At 57.9% G+C, this 18,053-nt stretch carries 19 protein-coding genes and 1 other RNA gene; 3 read left to right on the forward strand and 17 right to left on the reverse strand.

Annotation, left to right across the window (positions count from 1 at the left end):
- Position 1: 1 nt before the first annotated feature.
- The 9 genes from mraY to rsmI all read right to left on the reverse strand — a co-directional run bounded on the left by mraY (position 2) and on the right by rsmI (position 9,133).
- Entirely contained in the window at positions 2-1,087 is a 1,086-nt protein-coding gene (mraY, locus tag ACJO3M_RS04465; RefSeq protein ID WP_407000057.1) for a phospho-N-acetylmuramoyl-pentapeptide-transferase, read from the reverse strand.
- A complete protein-coding gene (locus tag ACJO3M_RS04470) occupies positions 1,072-2,463 on the reverse strand; it encodes a UDP-N-acetylmuramoyl-tripeptide--D-alanyl-D-alanine ligase (RefSeq protein ID WP_407000059.1) in 1,392 nt (463 codons plus the stop codon). Before ACJO3M_RS04470 ends, mraY begins: the two co-directional genes overlap by 16 nt.
- Entirely contained in the window at positions 2,460-3,944 is a 1,485-nt protein-coding gene (locus ACJO3M_RS04475) for a UDP-N-acetylmuramoyl-L-alanyl-D-glutamate--2,6-diaminopimelate ligase (protein WP_407000061.1), read from the reverse strand. Before ACJO3M_RS04475 ends, ACJO3M_RS04470 begins: the two co-directional genes overlap by 4 nt.
- A gap of 3 nt (positions 3,945-3,947) precedes the next feature.
- The gene (locus tag ACJO3M_RS04480) at positions 3,948-5,687 is read right to left on the reverse strand and encodes a peptidoglycan D,D-transpeptidase FtsI family protein (protein WP_407000063.1); all 1,740 of its coding nucleotides are present in this window, start codon (positions 5,685-5,687) and stop codon (positions 3,948-3,950) included.
- Positions 5,688-5,719: 32 nt separating this feature from the next.
- Positions 5,720-6,124: a cell division protein FtsL gene (gene ftsL, locus ACJO3M_RS04485; RefSeq protein WP_407000100.1), complete on the reverse strand. Its 405-nt coding sequence runs from the start codon at positions 6,122-6,124 to the stop codon at positions 5,720-5,722.
- 2 nt (positions 6,125-6,126) lie between these two features.
- A complete protein-coding gene (gene rsmH / locus ACJO3M_RS04490) occupies positions 6,127-7,113 on the reverse strand; it encodes a 16S rRNA (cytosine(1402)-N(4))-methyltransferase RsmH (RefSeq protein ID WP_407000065.1) in 987 nt (328 codons plus the stop codon).
- Positions 7,110-7,562 carry a division/cell wall cluster transcriptional repressor MraZ gene (gene mraZ / locus ACJO3M_RS04495; protein WP_406985999.1) on the reverse strand — a complete coding sequence of 151 codons (453 nt, stop codon included), beginning with the start codon at positions 7,560-7,562 and terminating at the stop codon, positions 7,110-7,112. Before mraZ ends, rsmH begins: the two co-directional genes overlap by 4 nt.
- Before the next feature lie 298 nt (positions 7,563-7,860).
- Positions 7,861-8,210, reverse strand: an RNA gene (gene rnpB / locus ACJO3M_RS04500) — RNase P RNA component class A.
- Positions 8,211-8,260: 50 nt separating this feature from the next.
- A complete protein-coding gene (gene rsmI / locus ACJO3M_RS04505) occupies positions 8,261-9,133 on the reverse strand; it encodes a 16S rRNA (cytidine(1402)-2'-O)-methyltransferase (protein ID WP_407000067.1) in 873 nt (290 codons plus the stop codon).
- A gap of 118 nt (positions 9,134-9,251) precedes the next feature.
- Between rsmI and ACJO3M_RS04510 the strand changes: the two genes are divergently transcribed.
- The 3 genes from ACJO3M_RS04510 to ACJO3M_RS04520 are packed head-to-tail and all read left to right on the forward strand — an operon-like array spanning position 9,252 to position 12,145.
- Positions 9,252-11,156 (forward strand): penicillin-binding protein activator, encoded by a 1,905-nt coding sequence (locus ACJO3M_RS04510; protein WP_407000069.1) that lies wholly within the window; start codon positions 9,252-9,254, stop codon positions 11,154-11,156.
- Positions 11,157-11,180: 24 nt separating this feature from the next.
- Positions 11,181-11,552, forward strand: a complete 372-nt coding sequence (locus ACJO3M_RS04515; RefSeq protein WP_407000071.1) for a YraN family protein — start codon at positions 11,181-11,183, stop codon at positions 11,550-11,552.
- A gap of 2 nt (positions 11,553-11,554) precedes the next feature.
- Complete coding sequence (locus tag ACJO3M_RS04520; RefSeq protein ID WP_407000073.1) at positions 11,555-12,145, forward strand: SIS domain-containing protein; 591 nt, start codon at positions 11,555-11,557, stop codon at positions 12,143-12,145.
- 42 nt (positions 12,146-12,187) lie between these two features.
- On the opposite strand, the gene ACJO3M_RS04525 is transcribed toward ACJO3M_RS04520, so the two are convergent.
- From ACJO3M_RS04525 to ACJO3M_RS04560, 8 genes are all read right to left on the reverse strand, one after another.
- On the reverse strand, positions 12,188-12,601 hold the full coding sequence (locus ACJO3M_RS04525) for a ClpXP protease specificity-enhancing factor (RefSeq protein WP_407000102.1): 414 nt from the start codon (positions 12,599-12,601) through the stop codon (positions 12,188-12,190).
- Between the two features lie 63 nt (positions 12,602-12,664).
- Positions 12,665-13,294: a glutathione S-transferase N-terminal domain-containing protein gene (locus ACJO3M_RS04530; RefSeq protein ID WP_406985986.1), complete on the reverse strand. Its 630-nt coding sequence runs from the start codon at positions 13,292-13,294 to the stop codon at positions 12,665-12,667.
- A gap of 108 nt (positions 13,295-13,402) precedes the next feature.
- Complete coding sequence (locus ACJO3M_RS04535; RefSeq protein WP_407000075.1) at positions 13,403-14,158, reverse strand: cytochrome c1; 756 nt, start codon at positions 14,156-14,158, stop codon at positions 13,403-13,405.
- A complete protein-coding gene (locus ACJO3M_RS04540) occupies positions 14,158-15,390 on the reverse strand; it encodes a cytochrome b (protein WP_407000077.1) in 1,233 nt (410 codons plus the stop codon). Before ACJO3M_RS04540 ends, ACJO3M_RS04535 begins: the two co-directional genes overlap by 1 nt.
- Positions 15,390-15,986: a ubiquinol-cytochrome c reductase iron-sulfur subunit gene (gene petA, locus ACJO3M_RS04545; RefSeq protein WP_407000079.1), complete on the reverse strand. Its 597-nt coding sequence runs from the start codon at positions 15,984-15,986 to the stop codon at positions 15,390-15,392. Before petA ends, ACJO3M_RS04540 begins: the two co-directional genes overlap by 1 nt.
- A 247-nt stretch (positions 15,987-16,233) precedes the next feature.
- Positions 16,234-16,626, reverse strand: coding sequence for a 30S ribosomal protein S9 (gene rpsI, locus ACJO3M_RS04550; protein ID WP_407000081.1), 393 nt, complete (start codon positions 16,624-16,626; stop codon positions 16,234-16,236).
- A 12-nt stretch (positions 16,627-16,638) separates the two neighbouring features.
- Positions 16,639-17,067, reverse strand: coding sequence for a 50S ribosomal protein L13 (gene rplM / locus ACJO3M_RS04555; protein WP_012139003.1), 429 nt, complete (start codon positions 17,065-17,067; stop codon positions 16,639-16,641).
- Positions 17,068-17,272: 205 nt separating this feature from the next.
- A complete protein-coding gene (locus ACJO3M_RS04560) occupies positions 17,273-18,049 on the reverse strand; it encodes a TatD family hydrolase (protein ID WP_407000083.1) in 777 nt (258 codons plus the stop codon).
- Positions 18,050-18,053 lie beyond the last annotated feature (4 nt).

Below are 18,053 nucleotides of genomic sequence, written 5' to 3' on the forward strand. Positions count from 1 at the left end.
CCTATCGCAGTTTCAGACTAGCAATGCCAATCAGAACCAGAACCACAGTAACGACCCAGAAACGCACGATGACTCGTGGTTCGGGCCAGCCTTTCAATTCAAAATGGTGATGTAACGGCGCCATGCGGAAGATCCTCCGACCGGTCAGCCGGTAGGACGCCACCTGCAGGATCACCGATACGGTTTCCATGACGAACACCCCGCCCATGATGAACAGCACAATTTCCTGGCGGACGATCACGGCCACGACCCCCAGGGCTGCCCCGAGAGCCAGGGCACCGACGTCCCCCATGAACACCTGGGCCGGGTAGGTGTTGAACCAGAGAAAGCCGAGGCCGGCGCCAACGAGGGCGCCACAGAACACAATCAGTTCCCCGGTACCCGGCAAGTGCGGAATCAGCAGGTAATTGGCAAACTGGGCGTGGCCGGACAGATAGGCAAACAGACCCAGTGCGCCGGCCACCATGACCGTTGGCATGATCGCCAGGCCGTCCAGACCATCCGTCAGGTTGACCGCGTTGCTGCTACCGACAATCACGAAATAGGTCAGCAGGATAAAAATCACCGGGCCGAGGGTCAGCGATACGCTCTTGAAAAAGGGCACATACAACGACGTTTCCTGTGGCAACGAAGAACTGAAGAACAATGCAACCGCGGCGGCGCCACCAATCACCGATTGCCAGAAGTATTTCCAGCGGCCCGGCAGGCCCCGCGGATTGCGCTCCACAACTTTGCGGTAATCGTCGACCCAGCCGATAGCGCCAAACAGCAGCGTGACCAGAATCGTTACCCACACATAGCGGTTGCTGAGATCCGCCCACAGCAGGGTACTGATGCCAATGGCAACCAGGATCAGCGCGCCTCCCATGGTAGGCGTTCCGGCCTTGCTCAGATGTGTCTGCGGACCGTCGTCACGCACCGCCTGACCGATCTGATACTGACTCAGTTTGCGAATCATCACCGGACCGATCAGCAGCGATATGGCCAACGCCGTCAGCGTGCCCAGAATCCCGCGCAGCGTCAGATACTGAAACACCGTCAGGGCGGTAAAATATTGTGATAGAACCTCTGTTAGCCAGAGCAGCATGAGTTATTCACCTTTTCTTTCATTCCCTCCACCACGCGATCCATGGCGGAACTGCGAGAACCCTTGACCAAAACGGTCATCGGAAGCTGCGGGCCAGCCAACAGGCGGTCCACGGCATCATTGTGGGACGGGCATATTTCAGCCGTTTCCCCAAAACCTTCGACATACCCCTCACACCCCGGGCCCACGACCACCAGGCGTTCTATCCCGCAGTCGCGGGCATGGGCGCCCACGTCGCGATGCAACGCCAGGCTCTCGGGCCCGAGCTCCGCCATGGCGCCAAATACCGCTACGCGGGTACCCGGCCTGGCCGCCAGAACATCGATGGCGGCCTTCATGGACGACGGGTTGGCGTTATAACTGTCGTCGATCAGCGTCAGATCTCCGGACAGCGCCACCATCTGCAACCGCCCCTTCACTGCTTCCAACGCCGCCAGCCCCTTGCGGATGGCTTCATCCGTCGCCCCGAGCTCACGGGTAGCAGCGATAGCCAGAAGGGCATTGGTGATATTGTGTTCGCCCTGGAGAGCCAGAGAGACGCTACACTGCCAGTCATCGGCGCCGTGTGCGATGAAACTTTGTCCATCGATATCAACGCTGATCCCGGACGGGTAATAATCCACTGAGTCCCGGGCCTTGCCACTGACGGCAACGACCCTTCGTTGGCCCGCCCGCTGCTGCCAGGCACCAAACGCAGGATCATCGCTGTTAAGGACCACCAGTCCGTCGGGGCCAACGCCATCAATGATCTCGCCTTTGGCGCCGACAATATTCTTGTAACTGCCGAACCCCTCCAGGTGGGCCTGACCGGCATTGGTCAGGATGGCCACGTCCGGACGGGTAATCGCCACTGTGTGGGCAATTTCCCCCAGCCCACTGGCGCCCAGTTCAATGGCGCCAAAACGGTGTTCCTTCTCCAGCCGGAACAGGGTGAGAGGAACTCCGATGTGGTTGTTCAGATTGCCCTCTGTCGCCAGGGTGGTTCCCATCTGTGACAGAATGGACGCCACCATTTCCCGAACCGTGGTTTTGCCGCTGCTGCCGGTGACCGCCACAAACCGGGCGGCGCTCTCGTTACGGTTGCCTGCTGCCAGCTGTGCCAATGCCTCCACGGTATCCTTGACCACAACCTGCGGTATATCCACGGTCCGGTCTTCGGCATCCACCACCGCACCCACGGCGCCGGCATCCCGAGCGGTCGCAAGGAACTGGTGACCGTCAAAGTGTTCGCCCCGTAGCGCCAGAAACAGATCCCCACGACCAATCCTGCGGGTATCCGTGGAAACACCTGAAAACAGACGCTGCCCGGCGTCGGCCGCCCGACACTGGCCGCCTGTCAGCGCGATGGCTTCCGCCAGCGAGAAGGCGCGGATCACGCCACACCTCCATTGAGCTGGAGAATATGGCGAACCTGTTCCGCGTCGCTGAAATGGCTCCTCTGCCCGGCGATTTCCTGGTAGGTCTCATGGCCCTTGCCAGCGATCAGCACGACATCACCCTCGCCAGCCTGACGGACCGTTCGGGCAATCGCCTCAGCGCGATCATGAATCACCGCAACCTGGCCCGGATCTGAAAACCCTTCCAGAATATCGCGGGCAATGGAGTCCGGATGCTCACCCCGGGGGTTGTCATCAGTCACCACGACAACATCCGCACCCTTTTCCGCTTCCGCCGCCATTTCGGGACGCTTGCCGCTGTCCCGGTCACCACCACAACCGAACACACAGAACAACCGGCCTTTTACATGGGGACGAAGCGCCGCCAGCGCATTGGCCAGGGCATCCGGTGTGTGGGCATAATCCACCACCACACGCACGCCATTGGCGCCGGTGAACGGTTCCAGCCGACCGGGCGGGGGTTGCAGCGAGTCGACGGCTTTCTGAACCCGCTCTACCGGCACGCCAAGACTGAGCACAGCTGCCATCGCCGCGAGCACGTTGCTGGCGTTGAAGCTGCCCATCAACGGCACACTGATGTCGAACGCGCCCCATTCGCCATCCACCGATGCGCTGAACCCGTGCAGGGTTGGCTCGAATTCCGTCAGCCACAATTCCGTCTGGGCCTCGTGCAGGCTGTAGCGCACACGATCACATTTGCCTTCAAGCTGCTCGTACAGCTGACGTCCGAACGGATCATCAAAATTGACCACGGCGAAGTGCAGTTCCTCTCGCTCAAACAGGCGGGCCTTGGCCGCGCCGTAGGCTTCCATGGAGCCGTGATAATCAAGATGGTCCCGGGTCAGGTTGGTAAACACGGCACCCGTCATGGTGAGCCGGTCGATCCTGCCCTGCACAAGCGCGTGGGAAGACACTTCCATCGCCGCGGCACGGCCACCCTGCGCCAGGATCCGGGATAACACCCGGTTGACCTGAACCACATCCGGCGTGGTGTGGGATGCCACCTGAAGCGCACCCGGCATGCCGTACCCCAGGGTACCCAGCACCCCACAGGGTGTTCCGGTTTGCTGGAGCAGCTGTGCGATGTACTGACTGACCGAGGTTTTGCCATTGGTTCCGGTCACCCCGATCAGGCGCAGGCGCTGGGAGGGGTGTTCGAAAAATCGATCGGCAATCTTGCCCAGCTTGCTTTGCAGGCCGGTGACAGGAACGATCAGGGCACCGTGGTGTTCACGGCACTCGCCGGGCTCATCGACCTCAAGAATAATGACGGTTGCTCCCGCCGCCACGGCCTGATCGACATAATAATCGGCGGGGGTCTGACTGCCAGCCAGTGCAATAAAGGCGTCCCCCGAGGTCACCTCCCGGCTGTCCGTTTGCAAGCCGTGGATGGTCACGTCGAAGACCGACGGTACCGGTGCGATACCCTGTAACAATGTGCTGAGTGATGTGATACACATAGCTTACCCCCGCTCCCCGGGTGTTTTCGGTCCTGCTGGTGCGTCACCGACTTCCAGTTCCGGTTTCACATTCAGCAGCCGCAGCGCATCGCTCATGACTCTGGCAAATACCGGTGCCGCCACTTCGCCACCGTAATATTCACCGGATTGAGGTGCGTCTACCGCCACCACTGTTACGATTCTCGGATGATCAATAGGTGCCATACCGGCGAAGATGGCCTTGTACTGACTGTCTTGATAGCCACCTTTCCCCACCAGGTGCACAGTACCGGTCTTGCCGCCGGCGGAATAAAAACCCGGCTGCGCGCGTTTGCCCGTGCCATGCTCAACGGCCTCGCGCAGCATTTCCCGTATCTGAAATGAGACCTTTTCAGACAGCACGCGTTCCCCCGGTGGCCGCTCTTCCCGCTTCAGCAGACTCAATGGATAGCGAATGCCGCCATTGGCCAGCACCATGTATGCCTGCGCCAGTTGCAGGGCGTTCACGCTCATGCCGTAGCCATAGGACAAGGTCGCCTCTTCCACGGGGCGCCACTTGGGCGGTGCCGGCAGAACGCCAACGGCTTCGCCGGGGAACCCGATTCCTGTCGGCTGGCCAATACCGAGTCGGGAGTAAAGATCCCGGATGACGTCACCACCAAGCTCTGTGGCAATTCTGCTCATCCCCACGTTGCTGGACTTGGAAATGATGGTGGTCATGTCTATTACGCCGTAATTGCGACTGTCGCGGATGGTAAAACGACCAAAGCGCCGATAACCCGGCGCTGTATCAATCGTGCTGTTGTGATTGAACTTTCCGGACTCCAGGGCCGCCGCCATAGTGACCGGTTTCATGGTGGAACCGGGCTCAAACAGATCCGTAATGGCTTTGTTCCGCAACCGGCCCGCACTCAACTGACTACGGTCATTGGGGTTGTAGGAGCCCTGGTTGACCATCGCCAGCACTTCCCCGGTATCCACGTCCAGCATGACCAGGGTTCCGCCGCGGGCACTGTGTGCTCCGACAACCGCCTTGAGCTCCCGATAGGCCAGGTACTGCAGGCGCAGATCAATGCTTAAGGCGAGATCTCTTCCGGGTCTGGCATCACGGATCAACGTCAGATCCTTGATGACCCGTCCGCGATTATCTTTGAGCACCCGCTTGCGGCCACTCTCGCCACTCAGCCACTGGTTGTAGGCCAGCTCTATGCCTTCCTGCCCGCTTTCATCTATGTTGGCAAACCCGACCACATGGGAAGTCACCTCGCCCGCCGGATAATACCTGCGATATTCCTGACGGCTGTATACCCCCGGGATACCCAGCGCCAACGCCTGTTCGGCAAGGCCCGGCTGGATCTTGCGACGAAGGTACATGAACTCACGACCTTCGTAGGATGCCAGCCGCTGCCGTAAACGAGCTTCATTGATGTCGAGCAGGCGCGCCAGATGACTTAAACGGGGTTCGTCCGGGCCCAGTTCGGATGGATTGGCCCACACCGTCTGTACCGGCGTGCTGACAGCCAGGGATTCCCCATGACGATCCGTGATAACACCCCGGTGGGCATCGATGGATTCCACGCGGATGGTGCGCACATCGCCCTGCTTGCGCAGGAATTCGTTATCGACCACATGCAGGTCCACCAGGCGCCAGCCGAGAGCGGCCACCACAACCAGGAAAACGCCCAGCACAGAGCCATAGCGCCAGGCTTTCAGCCCGGCAGCCAATCGCTGACTCCATGTTGAGTTCTTTCCCTGATCGGACAAAACAGTCACCCTGAGTTAGTTATTATCAGTGTTCAAAGGCCCGCTACCGGCGTCATCAGCGGCACCAGCACAATATCCTCTTTACCGGGCACAACCATTCCAAAACGCTGAGCCGCAAGAGCTTCCACCCGGCTATGGGCACTTAATGCGCTCTGCTCCAGCAGCAACTGACTCCATTCACGCTGGTACTGATCCCGCTCACCCTGGAGCTGTGACAAGGTGTTGAACAGCTCCCGGTTCTCATAAGCGCTCACAACCACGCCAATGGAAGACGCAATCAGCAAGCCCACCAGCGCAACGGAAATCAGCACTCGTTTCTGTTGCAACGACTCAAACACCTGCTGCGACACACGAACCGCACTCGCCAGCCCGTCCTTGACCTTCTGCTTGTTCAGACCCGCGGTCCTGACCGCTGGCTCAATAGCTACGGCGCCCATACTCATGCGCTCCCCTGTAAACCCTGATTGTTATGAACACGCTCAAGCACTCTCATGACTGCACTTCGCGCCCGAACGTTATCGCTCACTTCTTCCGTATTGGCTTTATTGGCCTTGCCGATCAAACGAAACTCCGAGGCCTCCTCGGCAGCCGTCACCGGCACCCCTTTTGGCAACCTGGGCCCACGGGCAATATCCCGCATGAACCGCTTGACCAAACGGTCCTCCAACGAGTGGAAACTGATCACCACCAGACGCCCACCCGGTGCAAGCCGCTCCGCCGCCGCAGCAAGCACCACCTCCAGATCCTCAAGCTCCCGATTGATAAAAATCCGGATTGCCTGAAATGTCCGGGTTGCAGGATGCTTGTTCTTTTCCTTTTTCGGGACCGCCTGACTGACCAGCTCCGCCAGCTCCCGGGTGGTCTGCAGCGGCGCTTCCTGCCGACGTTCGACAACTCGGCGAGCGATGCGACGGGAGAAACGCTCCTCTCCGTAGCGGTAGATGACGTCCGCAATTTCGCGTTCCTCGGCCTTCGCCAGCCATTGCGCGGCGCTGGGCTCCTGCTCGGGATTCATGCGCATATCCAACGGACCATCGCGCATGAAGCTGAATCCACGGGCGGCGTCATCCAGTTGCGGCGAAGACACCCCCAGATCCAGCAACACTCCGTTCACGCTTTCCCATCCCTGCTCCCGGATAGCCGCATCAAGCTCGGCAAAAGATCCGTGATAACAGGAGAAGCGTGTATCCTCGGAAGCCAGCTCACGGGCCGCCCTAATTGCCTCGGGATCCTTGTCTATTCCCAGTAACCGGCCCTGCTCCCCGAGCTTTCCGAGCACCAACCGACTGTGGCCACCACGACCAAAGGTGCCATCGACGTACAAACCATCGGGGTCATTAATCAGATAATCGACCGCCGAATCCAGGAGCACGGAGCGATGCGAGAACTTCTGGCCCGCAGCCCCCTGCTTGCGCTCGGAGGTCATAAGGAAAGTGCCTCCATCTCTGGCGGCATGTCTTCGTCGTCCGAGGACTCATCCAGCCAGGCGAACCAGCGCTCTTCGCTCCAGAGCTCCAGCTTTTTGCCTTGCCCGATCAGCATCAGTTTTTTCTCCAGGTGCGCATAACTGCGCAGTGTAGGCGGAACAAGAATGCGCCCCGCGCCATCAAGCTCCATGGGCGCAGCATTACCCAGAATCAAGCGCTGCAGCCGACGGGCCGCTTTGTTCATATTGGGCAAGGCTTCAATCTTGGGCCGGAGGATTTCCCATTCCGGCTCTGGATACACCAACAGACAGCGCTCTTCATCAGCATTGGCAGTCAATACAATGCGACCACCACAGGCTTGCGCGAGTTCCTCACGCACCTTGGCGGGGATCGCCAAGCGACCCTTCGCATCCATATTGATGGCATGACTGCCAAGAAAATTGCTCATTTGCACCGACTCTGGGGTTCAGAAACCAAAAAAAACCACTAAAAACCACTTTTTCCCACTTCTGCACACTATAGAAACACGCAATACACAATGCAAGCGCCGCTAACGGCGTCGCACCTGTAAAAGTTCCTTTTATGACAAGAGGTTACAGCTCAGGATTCACCAGAGGACACGGATTACGAAAAAGAAAGGGATAAAAATCATAGACCTGCAAAAAGGTCTGAAGATGGCAAGTGAGGTTTAAGATTTTTTGGCTATAAAAGGCGCCGTCTGAGAATGACAAACAGCAAAGGCAGGAAAAACGAGCTCGCCGATAAGCCGGGTTCTGTCGTGGACAGTCATTCATCTAGGGCCTGCGTCACCACAGGCCTCAAGCAACCTACCCGAATCCAGCGCGGGCCACGCCATTGGATTCCTATTTGGTCTTGCTCCAGGTGGGGTTTACCATCGCCGTGAACTGTTACCAGTCACGCGGTGCGCTCTTACCGCACCGTTTCACCCTTACCGGCGCCCGAAGGCGCTTAGGCGGTCTGCTTTCTGTTGCACTTTCCGTCGGCTCACGCCGCCCAGGCGTTACCTGGCACCTTGCCCTGCGGAGCCCGGACTTTCCTCCCCCAGCGTACTGGCGGCGACTGTCTGGCGAGCTCGGGCACGACAATACTCCTGCGAACGAAAGCGTGCAAGCGAAACCCGCTCACTCACTCCGGTTTCAGGGCTAACACGCGCTGATACAATTCGTTTTTGGAGCGCCCCGTCAGTTCCGCGGCTATCTTCGCCACCTTCTTGACCGGCAACTCAGCCGCCAGCAACTGCAACAGTTTATCCGTATCGACAGCCCCGGTGTCATCCATGTCCGACTCACGTCGCACCCCATGGATCATCACCACAAACTCACCACGAGCCCCGTTGGGGTCCGCCTCAATAACCTGACAGACCTCACCCGCCGGCCCGGCGTAGAAGGTTTCGAAGGTTTTCGTAAGTTCGCGACCAAGGACGATTTCGCGCTCCCCCCCCATCACATCGCGAACTTCAGCAACGGTTTCCAGGATCCGGTGGGGCGACTCATAGAAGACCAGCGTAGCCGTCTCCGCAGCCAACGCCTCCAGCTCGGACCGACGGGCGCCACGTTTGGAAGGCAAAAAGCCAGCAAACAGAAAACGGTCCGTAGGCAGGCCGGCCGCGCTCAGGGCGGTTACCAGGGCGCAAGGACCGGGAACCGGGCTCACCCTGATACCCCGCTCTCTCGCCTGGCGCACCAGCACATAACCCGGGTCAGAAATCAACGGCGTACCGGCATCGGATACCAGCGCCACATCCTCCCCGGATTCCAGTCGATCGAGCAATCGGGAAGCCCTGTCGCGCTCGTTATGATCGTGAAGCGCCAGCATCGGCTTGCTGATACCAAGGTGTTGCAACAGCCGGCCACTGTGGCGCGTATCCTCAGCGGCAATTACGGCGACACTTGCCAGCGTTGAGGACGCCCTGGGGGACAGGTCCTCCAGATTACCAATGGGCGTTGCCACAATGTATAGGGTGCCTGACCTGGCCTGGGAACCGGGGGCTGATTTCACTTATGCCTCTCTTGTCTGGGGACCATGACACCAACGTCATGTGAAATGGCCCGGGAGCTGTTAAACTTGCCGGCCTGAGAATGATACAGGGGAGCCCGCCAAATTCCGGACTCCCGGCATGATGCCGTCGTTTATCCAGCGTCACAAGCGTATTTACCCGGAGTATCGTGAGCCCGCCATGACCAAACACTGTCTGACCCCGAGAACTTTCATCACCGTTCTGCTACTGACAATGCTGGCCGCCGGATGTGCCAGCGTCAACCTGGAGTCCGAGGTGGCCGAAACCGCCAGCCAGGCTATTGAGACCGCAAGTGCCCATAGTGACCGGAACGAGGCTCAGAAATACCTGCTACGCACCGCAGACCGGTTCCAGAATCAGGGTGATCACCAAGCCGCACGAATCATTCTACAGAGCGACCTGCTGAGCCAGCCCACTGGCAACCTGATGGATCAGTATCTGTTACTTTCGATGGGCAGTGCCACCGCCCTGGAGGATCGGGCATGGGCCGACGAACTCTCCAGCAGCCTGAAGCCAGAGCAGTTCCTGAACTATGAGCGAGGCCTGATGGCGCGCGCTGCCAATCTGCAGGCCGACACCCTGCAGCTGGCCGGCGACAACCTGTCCGCCGCAGCTACCCTGATACTGCTTGCGCAATCCGACTCCCACCAGGATATGCAGGAAATCCACGACCGCATCTGGCAAGCCCTCAAGGCCACCTCAGACAAGCAGCTATCAGAGGACAGCGGTCAGATCATCGGATATGAAGGTCAGGGCTGGATAGAGCTTGCCGGGATGTTGAGGAAACCTGGCATGAATCTGGATGAGCAGGGTCGCACAGTACGCCAGTGGCAAAGCAACTGGCCAGGGCATCCCGCCGCCATCGCCATGCCTTCCGAGCTTCAGTTGATTGCCAGCCTGGCCGAGACCCGGCCAGAGCGAATCACACTCGCACTGCCGCTAGATGGCCCACTGGCAAACGCAGGCAAAGCCATCAGGGACGGCTTTTTTGCCGCCTACTATGATGACCAGTCCGCCGACCGCAGCAAAACCGAGATTCGGGTAGTCGATTCTTCCGGCAAGGACTTCCGGGACCTCTATCAGGAGTTTGCGGCGGACGGGCAGGATCTTGTTGTCGGCCCGCTGGAAAAAGAGGCACTGGCCAGCCTCGCCGAGATGGAGTCCATGCCGGTACCGGTACTTGGCCTGAACTATCTGCCACAGGGCTCTGAAGCACCATCCGGCCTATACCAGTTTGGCCTCTCCGCCGAAGACGAAGCCCGCCAGATCGCCGACCGGCTTGCCAGCGAAAACAATGACCAGATACTGGCATTGATTCCCCAGGGTGAATGGGGGGACCGCCTGGAATCCGCGCTGCTGGAGCGCATGGCGGAGAATGGCAGTATCGCACTGGACATTGAACGCTACTTCAAGGAAGACAATTTCCGGGCAGTAACCGCCGACTTACTCGGCATCACCGCTTCCCGTGAGCGGGCGATTGATGTAGAGCGCACCGCAGGGGTGAATGTCGAGTTTGAACCCCGTCGCAGGCAAGACGCGGATGCCGTGGTGATGGTCGCCGAACCCACCATTGCCAGGCAGTTCAAGCCATTGTTTGCTTTCTATTTTGGCGGTGATCTTCCCGTGTATTCACCATCCATGGTGTATGAGGGCAATGAGGATCCCTCTCGGGATCGCGACCTCAACAACGTCATCTTCACTGACATTCCCTGGGTTCTTGATGACGAAAACGAGTTCCGCAATACTGCGCTCCAGGCACTACCGGACATGCGGGGCCAACTGGGCAGATTGTTCGCCATGGGCGCGGATGCGTGGAACCTGAGCAAGCGCCTGCCACTTCTGCGGCAGGTCGAAGGATCGAGCATCAAGGGTCAGACCGGGGTTCTGACCATGGCGCCGCAAGGGAGCATTCACCGCCAACAGCTGTGGGCACGCTTCTCGGGCGGAACGCCAGAACTGTTAACATCCGGGCCGGAAGATGACATCACCAGGGAAGAAGAATAACCACCAGAAAACGGGAAACTCGCCATGGACGGCAAACCAGGCAGCAAAGCCATTGGGAACCACACAGAGGCTGTCGCTGCAAGATATCTGCAGAGCCGCGGCGTCACCATCCTGGAACGTAACGTGTTCAGTCGTGGTGGCGAAATTGACCTCATCGGCCGCGACGGTGAATCACTGGTCTTCTTCGAAGTCCGCTACCGCGGCCATGGCAGCTTCAGTGGCGGCGCGGAGTCTGTGACCCGGGAAAAACAGCGCAGACTGGTGAAAGCAGCATCCTTTTATCTGCATCGGAACGGACTCTGGAACGTGCCCAGCCGCATTGATGTCATTGCGATCGCGCCCGGCGATATCAAAAAATACCGGGTACAATGGATAAAAAATGCAATTCAGGCGTGAACATGACCGATACCGAACAACAGATCAACCAGTGGTTTGCTGCGCACATGGAGCACACTGCCCACGCTGCCAGCACGACAGCGCCCGCCATTGAAGCAGCGGCGGATGCCTTTGTGCACACCCTCCTGAGCGACGGCAAGATCATCACCTGCGCCAACGGGAATGCCAATATCCTTGCCCAGTACTTCTGCACGGCGCTGCTGAACCGCTTTGAAAACGACCGGCCAGCACTCCCCGCCATCAACCTCGGCGCTGACGCCACCACCTACTCCGCGATCTGTCGCGACAATCGTTTTAATGACACGTTTTCCAGGCAGGTTCGCGCCATTGGAAAGGCCGATGACCTGCTCTTTGTCATTGTGGATGACGGGCACAAAGCAAACCTTATTCAGGCCATCCAGGCCGCCCATGACCGGGAAATGCGGGTAGTGGTTCTAAGCGCGAAGGAAAAATCCGACATCACCTCCCTTCTCCACCCGGAGGACCATGAAATAGCCCTGGACAACCTGTCCGCCACCGCAGCGACGCCATTGCTGCTTGTCATTATCAATGCCCTCTGCGGACTGATCGACGGCAAACTTTTCGGCGGGTAATAAAAAAGCCAGCGGGATGCTGGCTTTTTTACTTCTGGACGCCTATTTGACGACCTTCAGTGTTGGACGACCTGACGGACGCTCTCCGGAGCTTTGACCACTTCCCCCGGAATCATGGGTACCGTCGTCATCAGGATCGGGGGAGCCCGGCTCGCTGCCAAACACCATCCCTTCTCCATTCTCCTTGGCATAAATGGCCATGACCGCCTGCAACGGTATAAACACCTGCATGGGGACACCACCAAACCGGGCGCTGAACTCCAACGCACCGTTACCGATCACCAGCCCACGCACCGCACCCGGACTGATGTTCAGAACGATCTGACCATTGGCAACATGCTCGGTTGGCACCTGAACCCCCTGCACACCCGCATCAACGACGATATAGGGAGTACAGTCATTGTCCAGGACCCACTCATTGAACGCCCTGACAAGGTAAGGGCGACTGGACGTCATGGTAACTTTGCTATCAGGCACTGCCTTTCTCCTGACCCGTTCTTCAGGCCCTGCATTGCTGTGTTAGCTACGGATATCTTCTTCCAGATCGGAAAGGCTCGCCTTGAACCCCTCACGACTGAAGATACTTTCCATGTATTTCTGTAATGGCTTGGCCTGCTTGTCGTCAAGCTCAATCCCCAGAGCCGGAAGACGCCAGAGGATCGGAGCGATACAGCAATCCACGATCGTGAACTCTTCGGACAGGAAGAATGGCATCTCTCCGAACAGGGGGGCTGTCGCCAGCAGGCTTTCCCGCAGCTCCTTGCGGGCAGCCTCGGAAGCCTTGGCTCCCGGTTGTGCCAGGATCTGGTCTACCAGGCCACACCAGTCTTTCTGGATCCGATGGATCATCAGCCGGCTATTGGCCCGCGCGACCGGATACACCGGCAGCAACGGCGGATGGGGAAAACGCTCATCCAGATATTCCATCATGATATTCGGTTCATAGAGAACCAGATCACGATCCACCAGGGTAGGCAGGGCATTATACGGATTAAGGTCGGCCAACTCCGCCGGGGGGTTATCCGGGTCAACATCGACGACATCAACCGTTACACCCTTCTCTGCCAGTACAATGCGTACACGATGACTGTAATGGCTGGCCGGGTCCGAGAAAAACGTCATTGATGACCGCTTGGTCACAACGCCCATAGAACTACCTCACGAGTAAACAAACCGAAATGATCCTGAAAAACGCAAAAATCCAGCGGGCCGGCGATTGCCCGCTGGAACTCAGGGTACGAGATTATACCTGAAATCTCAGTGTACGTCCTTCCAGTACTCCCGATTGAGCAGGTAGGCGAAAATAAAGAAGATCGCCACGAAGATCAGTACGAAGATCCCCAGACGTTCACGCTCCTGTTTCACCGGGTCGCCCATATAGGACAGGAAGTTGGTCAGGTCGTACATTGCCCGATCAAACTCCGCTGCAGACATGCTGCCCTCAATGGCATATTCAGGGCAGACATCGGCATTGTTAATGTTACCGCTCAACGGATCAACGCTGGAACCCTCACCAATTCTGGGTTCAACCGCACACAGCCCCTGCAAGTCAGCCAAAACATGGGGCATACCAACATTTTCAAAGACAACATTGTTCACGCCGAGTGGGCGGGTGTCATCCTTGTAGAACCCCCGAAGGTAGGAATAAATCCAGCTCTCGCCACGCAGACGGGACTCCAGGGTCAGGTCAGGAGGAGGCGCACCAAACCAGTCAGCGGACTGGTCCTTGCTCATAGAAACCTTCATCAGCTCGCCAATCTTGGCACCAGTGAAGATCAGATTCTCCTCGTAAAGCTCTGCCGGAATACCCAGATCGTCGGAAACACGCTTGTAACGTGCAAACTCGGCAGAGTGGCAACCCATGCAATAGTTGGTGAACAAGGCCGCACCACGCTGAAGAGATGCCTTGTTAGTGTGATCAGGCTCCATGGTGTCCAGAGGCACGGCGGCACCCGCTGCCAGCCCGAGGGCTGGCAGGATCGCGATGAAAAGACCAAAAATCAGCTTTCTCATTATCCTGTCACCCTCTCTGGTACTGGCTTGGTTTTCTCCATGCGCGTGTAGAACGGCATGAGAATGAAGTAGAGGAAGTACAGCGTTGTCAGAATCTGAGCAACGATGGTCCGCCCTTCTGTTGCCGGTACGATACCCAGGTAGCCCAGAATCACAAAGCTGACGGCAAAGATCGCCAGGGCAATCTTGCTGATCCAGCCCTTGTAACGCATGGAACGTACCGGGCTCCGGTCAAGCCAGGGCAGGACAAACAGGATAGCGATGGCCGCACCCATGACGACAACACCCCAGAACTTCGCGTCGAGACCGAACAGATCCACGGTCACGGCCCGCAACATTGCGTAGAATGGCGTGAAGTACCATACCGGCGCGATATGATCCGGCGTCTTCAGAGCGTTGGCAGGTTCGAAGTTCGGCTTCTCCAGGAACAGGCCGCCCATCTCCGGGAAGTAGAACACCACGATAAAGAAAATGAAGAAGAACACACCCACACCGAGCAAGTCGTGGACGGTGTAATACGGATGGAAAGGAATACCATCCTTGGGGATACCGTTCTCGTCTTTGTTCTTCTTGATATCGATGCCATCGGGGTTGTTGGAACCCACTTCATGGAGCGCCAGGATGTGCAGCACAACAAGACCAAGGAGAACGATCGGCAGAGCGACCACATGGAGCGCAAAGAAACGGTTCAGGGTGATGCCGGAGATCAGATAGTCACCGCGAATCCACAGAGACAGATCATCACCGATAACCGGAATGGCTCCAAACAGGTTAACAATAACCTGAGCACCCCAGTAGGACATCTGCCCCCAGGGCAGCAGGTACCCCATAAAGGCCTCTGCCATCAGCACCAGATAGATCAACATGCCGAAGATCCAGATCAGCTCCCGGGGCTTCTGGTAGGAGCCGTACATCAGGCCACGGAACATGTGGAGGTAAACCACCACGAAGAACGCTGACGCGCCGGTGGAGTGCAAGTAGCGAAGCAGCCAGCCCCACTCGACATCACGCATGATGTACTCGACCGACGCAAAGGCGCCCTCGGCGGTCGGGTTGTAACTCATGGTCAGCCAGATACCGGTAATCAGCTGATTGACCAGCACCAGCATGGCCAGTGAGCCAAAGAAGTACCACATGTTGAAGTTTTTTGGCGCGTAATACTTGCCAACGTGTTTGTTCCAGGCGTCAACAACCGGAAGACGCTCATCAATCCAGGATACTAGCTTTTGCATTACGCTGCCCCCTCCGGATCAAGACCTATGGTCAGAGTGTTCTCATCATCGAAACGATACGGAGGAACCTCCAGGTTCTGCGGTGCCGGCTGGTTTGCAAAGACACGTCCGGACAGGTCATACCGGGAACCGTGACAGGCGCAGTAGAATCCGCCCAGCCAGCCCTCTCCCAGATCGGCAGGAGACACTTCGGGGCGGAACTGCGGCGAGCAGCCAAGGTGCGTACAGATACCGACCAGAACCACGTACTCTTCCTTGACGGCACGGTAAATGCCGTCAATGTAGGCAGGCTGAGCGGCATCCTTTGACCGAGGATCCTTGACCTCATCGTTCAGCTTCTCAATGTTGTCCAGCATTTCCTGTGTACGGCGGATAACCCAGACAGGCTTACCTCGCCATTCCACAGTCATCTGCTGACCCGGCTCCAGTTTACTGACATTAGCGGTAACCGGCGCACCAGCTGCTTCCGCTTTGGCGCTGGGATTCCAGGACGCCACGAAAGGGACTGCCGCACCGACGACGCCGACTCCACCTACCACCGACGTAGCACCGATCAGAAACCGGCGCCGGCCTTGGCTCACGTCGCCATTACTCATTATGGTTTTCTCCCATCAGGCGAGGCGCAGAGCACCGCGAATCGGCGCTGCCACACTTCATAAAGGACTTCACAACCCAAAATTATAAGCGCACAAATGGTAATGAAATTACCCTGACCTTACAAGTCGGAAAGCCGGAGGCAAACCCAACGCCCAACCTCCCGACAGATTGGAACATACTTTCCAGACAACAAAAAACCCGACCATCGGGCCGGGCTTTCTGGACTGCTGCAATACTCCAGCGAAATTAACGCTTGGAGAACTGAGGACGCTTACGCGCCTTGCGCAGACCCACTTTCTTACGCTCAACTTCACGCGCATCACGGGTAACGTAACCCGCTTGACGCAACGCCGGGCGCAGAGTCTCATCGTAATCCATCAGGGCACGGGTCAGACCGTGGCGGATCGCGCCTGCCTGACCGCTGATACCACCACCCTTGACGGTGATGTTGATGTCGAAACGATCAGTAGACTCAGCAACAACCAGCGGCTGACGAACGATCATGCGCAGGGTCTCACGACCGAAGAATTCTTCGATGGAGCGACCGTTAATAGAAATGTTACCGCTTCCCGGCTTGATGAAAACCCGAGCCGTGGATGTCTTGCGGCGACCAGTACCGTAATTTTGTGCTACAGACATATCCGCCTTCCGTTAAATGTCGAGTTCTTTGGGCTGCTGGGCTGCATGAGGGTGCTCAGCGCCGGCATAGATTTTCAGCTTCTTGAACATGGCACGGCCGAGCGGGCCACTCGGAAGCATGCCTTTGACAGACTTCTGAATGATTTGCTCAGGAGCCTTGTCGACCAGCTTCTCGAAGTTGATGGACTTGATTCCACCCGGAAAGCCAGTGTGGCTGTAGTACATCTTTGCAGATGCTTTTTTCCCGGTAACCCGGACCTGGCTTGCGTTGATAACAACGATGTAATCGCCAGTGTCTACATGAGGGGTATACTCAGGCTTATGCTTGCCCCGCAGACGACGGGCGATTTCGGTTGACAGACGACCCAGCGTCTTGCCGGCTGCGTCTACAACGTACCAGTCACGTGTTACTGTTTCTGGTTTCGCACTCAGAGTCTTCATTGATTCCGCCTTGAACGCTATATAAGAAACGTTAAAAACCACCACCGGTAAACGCTTGGCATCCGGAGGGGTTCTGTACCTGTATTGATTGGCAGTGACATCATTCGGGGCTGAGATGATGGCATCGCCTTGAAAAGCCAGGGCGCGAAGTATATCCGAACCTCACAGGAAAGCCAACCCCGAAGCTCGGTGTTTCGTTATTCCCTTACACCTGCAGCTTCCAGTCATAAAGCCGGTAGACGTTATCCCTAAGCTGCCCGGCCAACTGATCGGCGTTTTCGTGGCGCAGCCCTGCGAGCGCACTGAATATCCGGGGCAGGAAAACGGGCGAATTCGCCCCCTTCCTCACACCCTCCGGCGGCATGTCCGGCGCATCGGTCTCCAGCACCAGAGCTTCCAGCGGCAGGCGCGCCACCGTATCCCGCGTCTTCTTCGCGCGCGGATGGGTAATGACGCCACCAACACCGATATAACATCCGAGGTCCACCAGTTTACGGGCCTGCTGATAGCTTCCGGAAAAACCATGAACCAGCGCTTTGCCGTGAAAGCCCCGAGCCCTCAATATTCCATGGATTTCATCGTGGGTTCGTACCGAGTGGATAACCAGGGAACGCCCCAGCCGACCGGCCAGGTCCACCTGCGCCTCGAACCACGGAATCTGGCTGGACAACTCGCCCCTCAGGCGATCCAGCCCGCACTCCCCGAGCCCTACGCAGCGCCTGTCCTGGCCTGAAAGCAACGCCTCCAGGACGACCAGATCGTCCTGCTGGTGCTCATCAACAAACCACGGATGGATGCCCAGACAATACGACACGCCGGGCAAACTGGCGGCGGTCGCGATAACCCGCTCCCAATTCTGTCGATCAACACCGGGTATCACCAGCCGGGAAACGCCTGCATCGCGCGTCTGGTCAAGCACCCTCTCTCGCTGCCCGTCAAATTCCGGGAAATCGAAGTGACAATGGGCATCAACCAGTTCCATAGCG

The sequence above is a fragment of the Marinobacter alkalisoli genome (assembly GCF_045449795.1).
In the GTDB taxonomy this organism is placed as follows: Bacteria; Pseudomonadota; Gammaproteobacteria; order Pseudomonadales; family Oleiphilaceae; genus Marinobacter.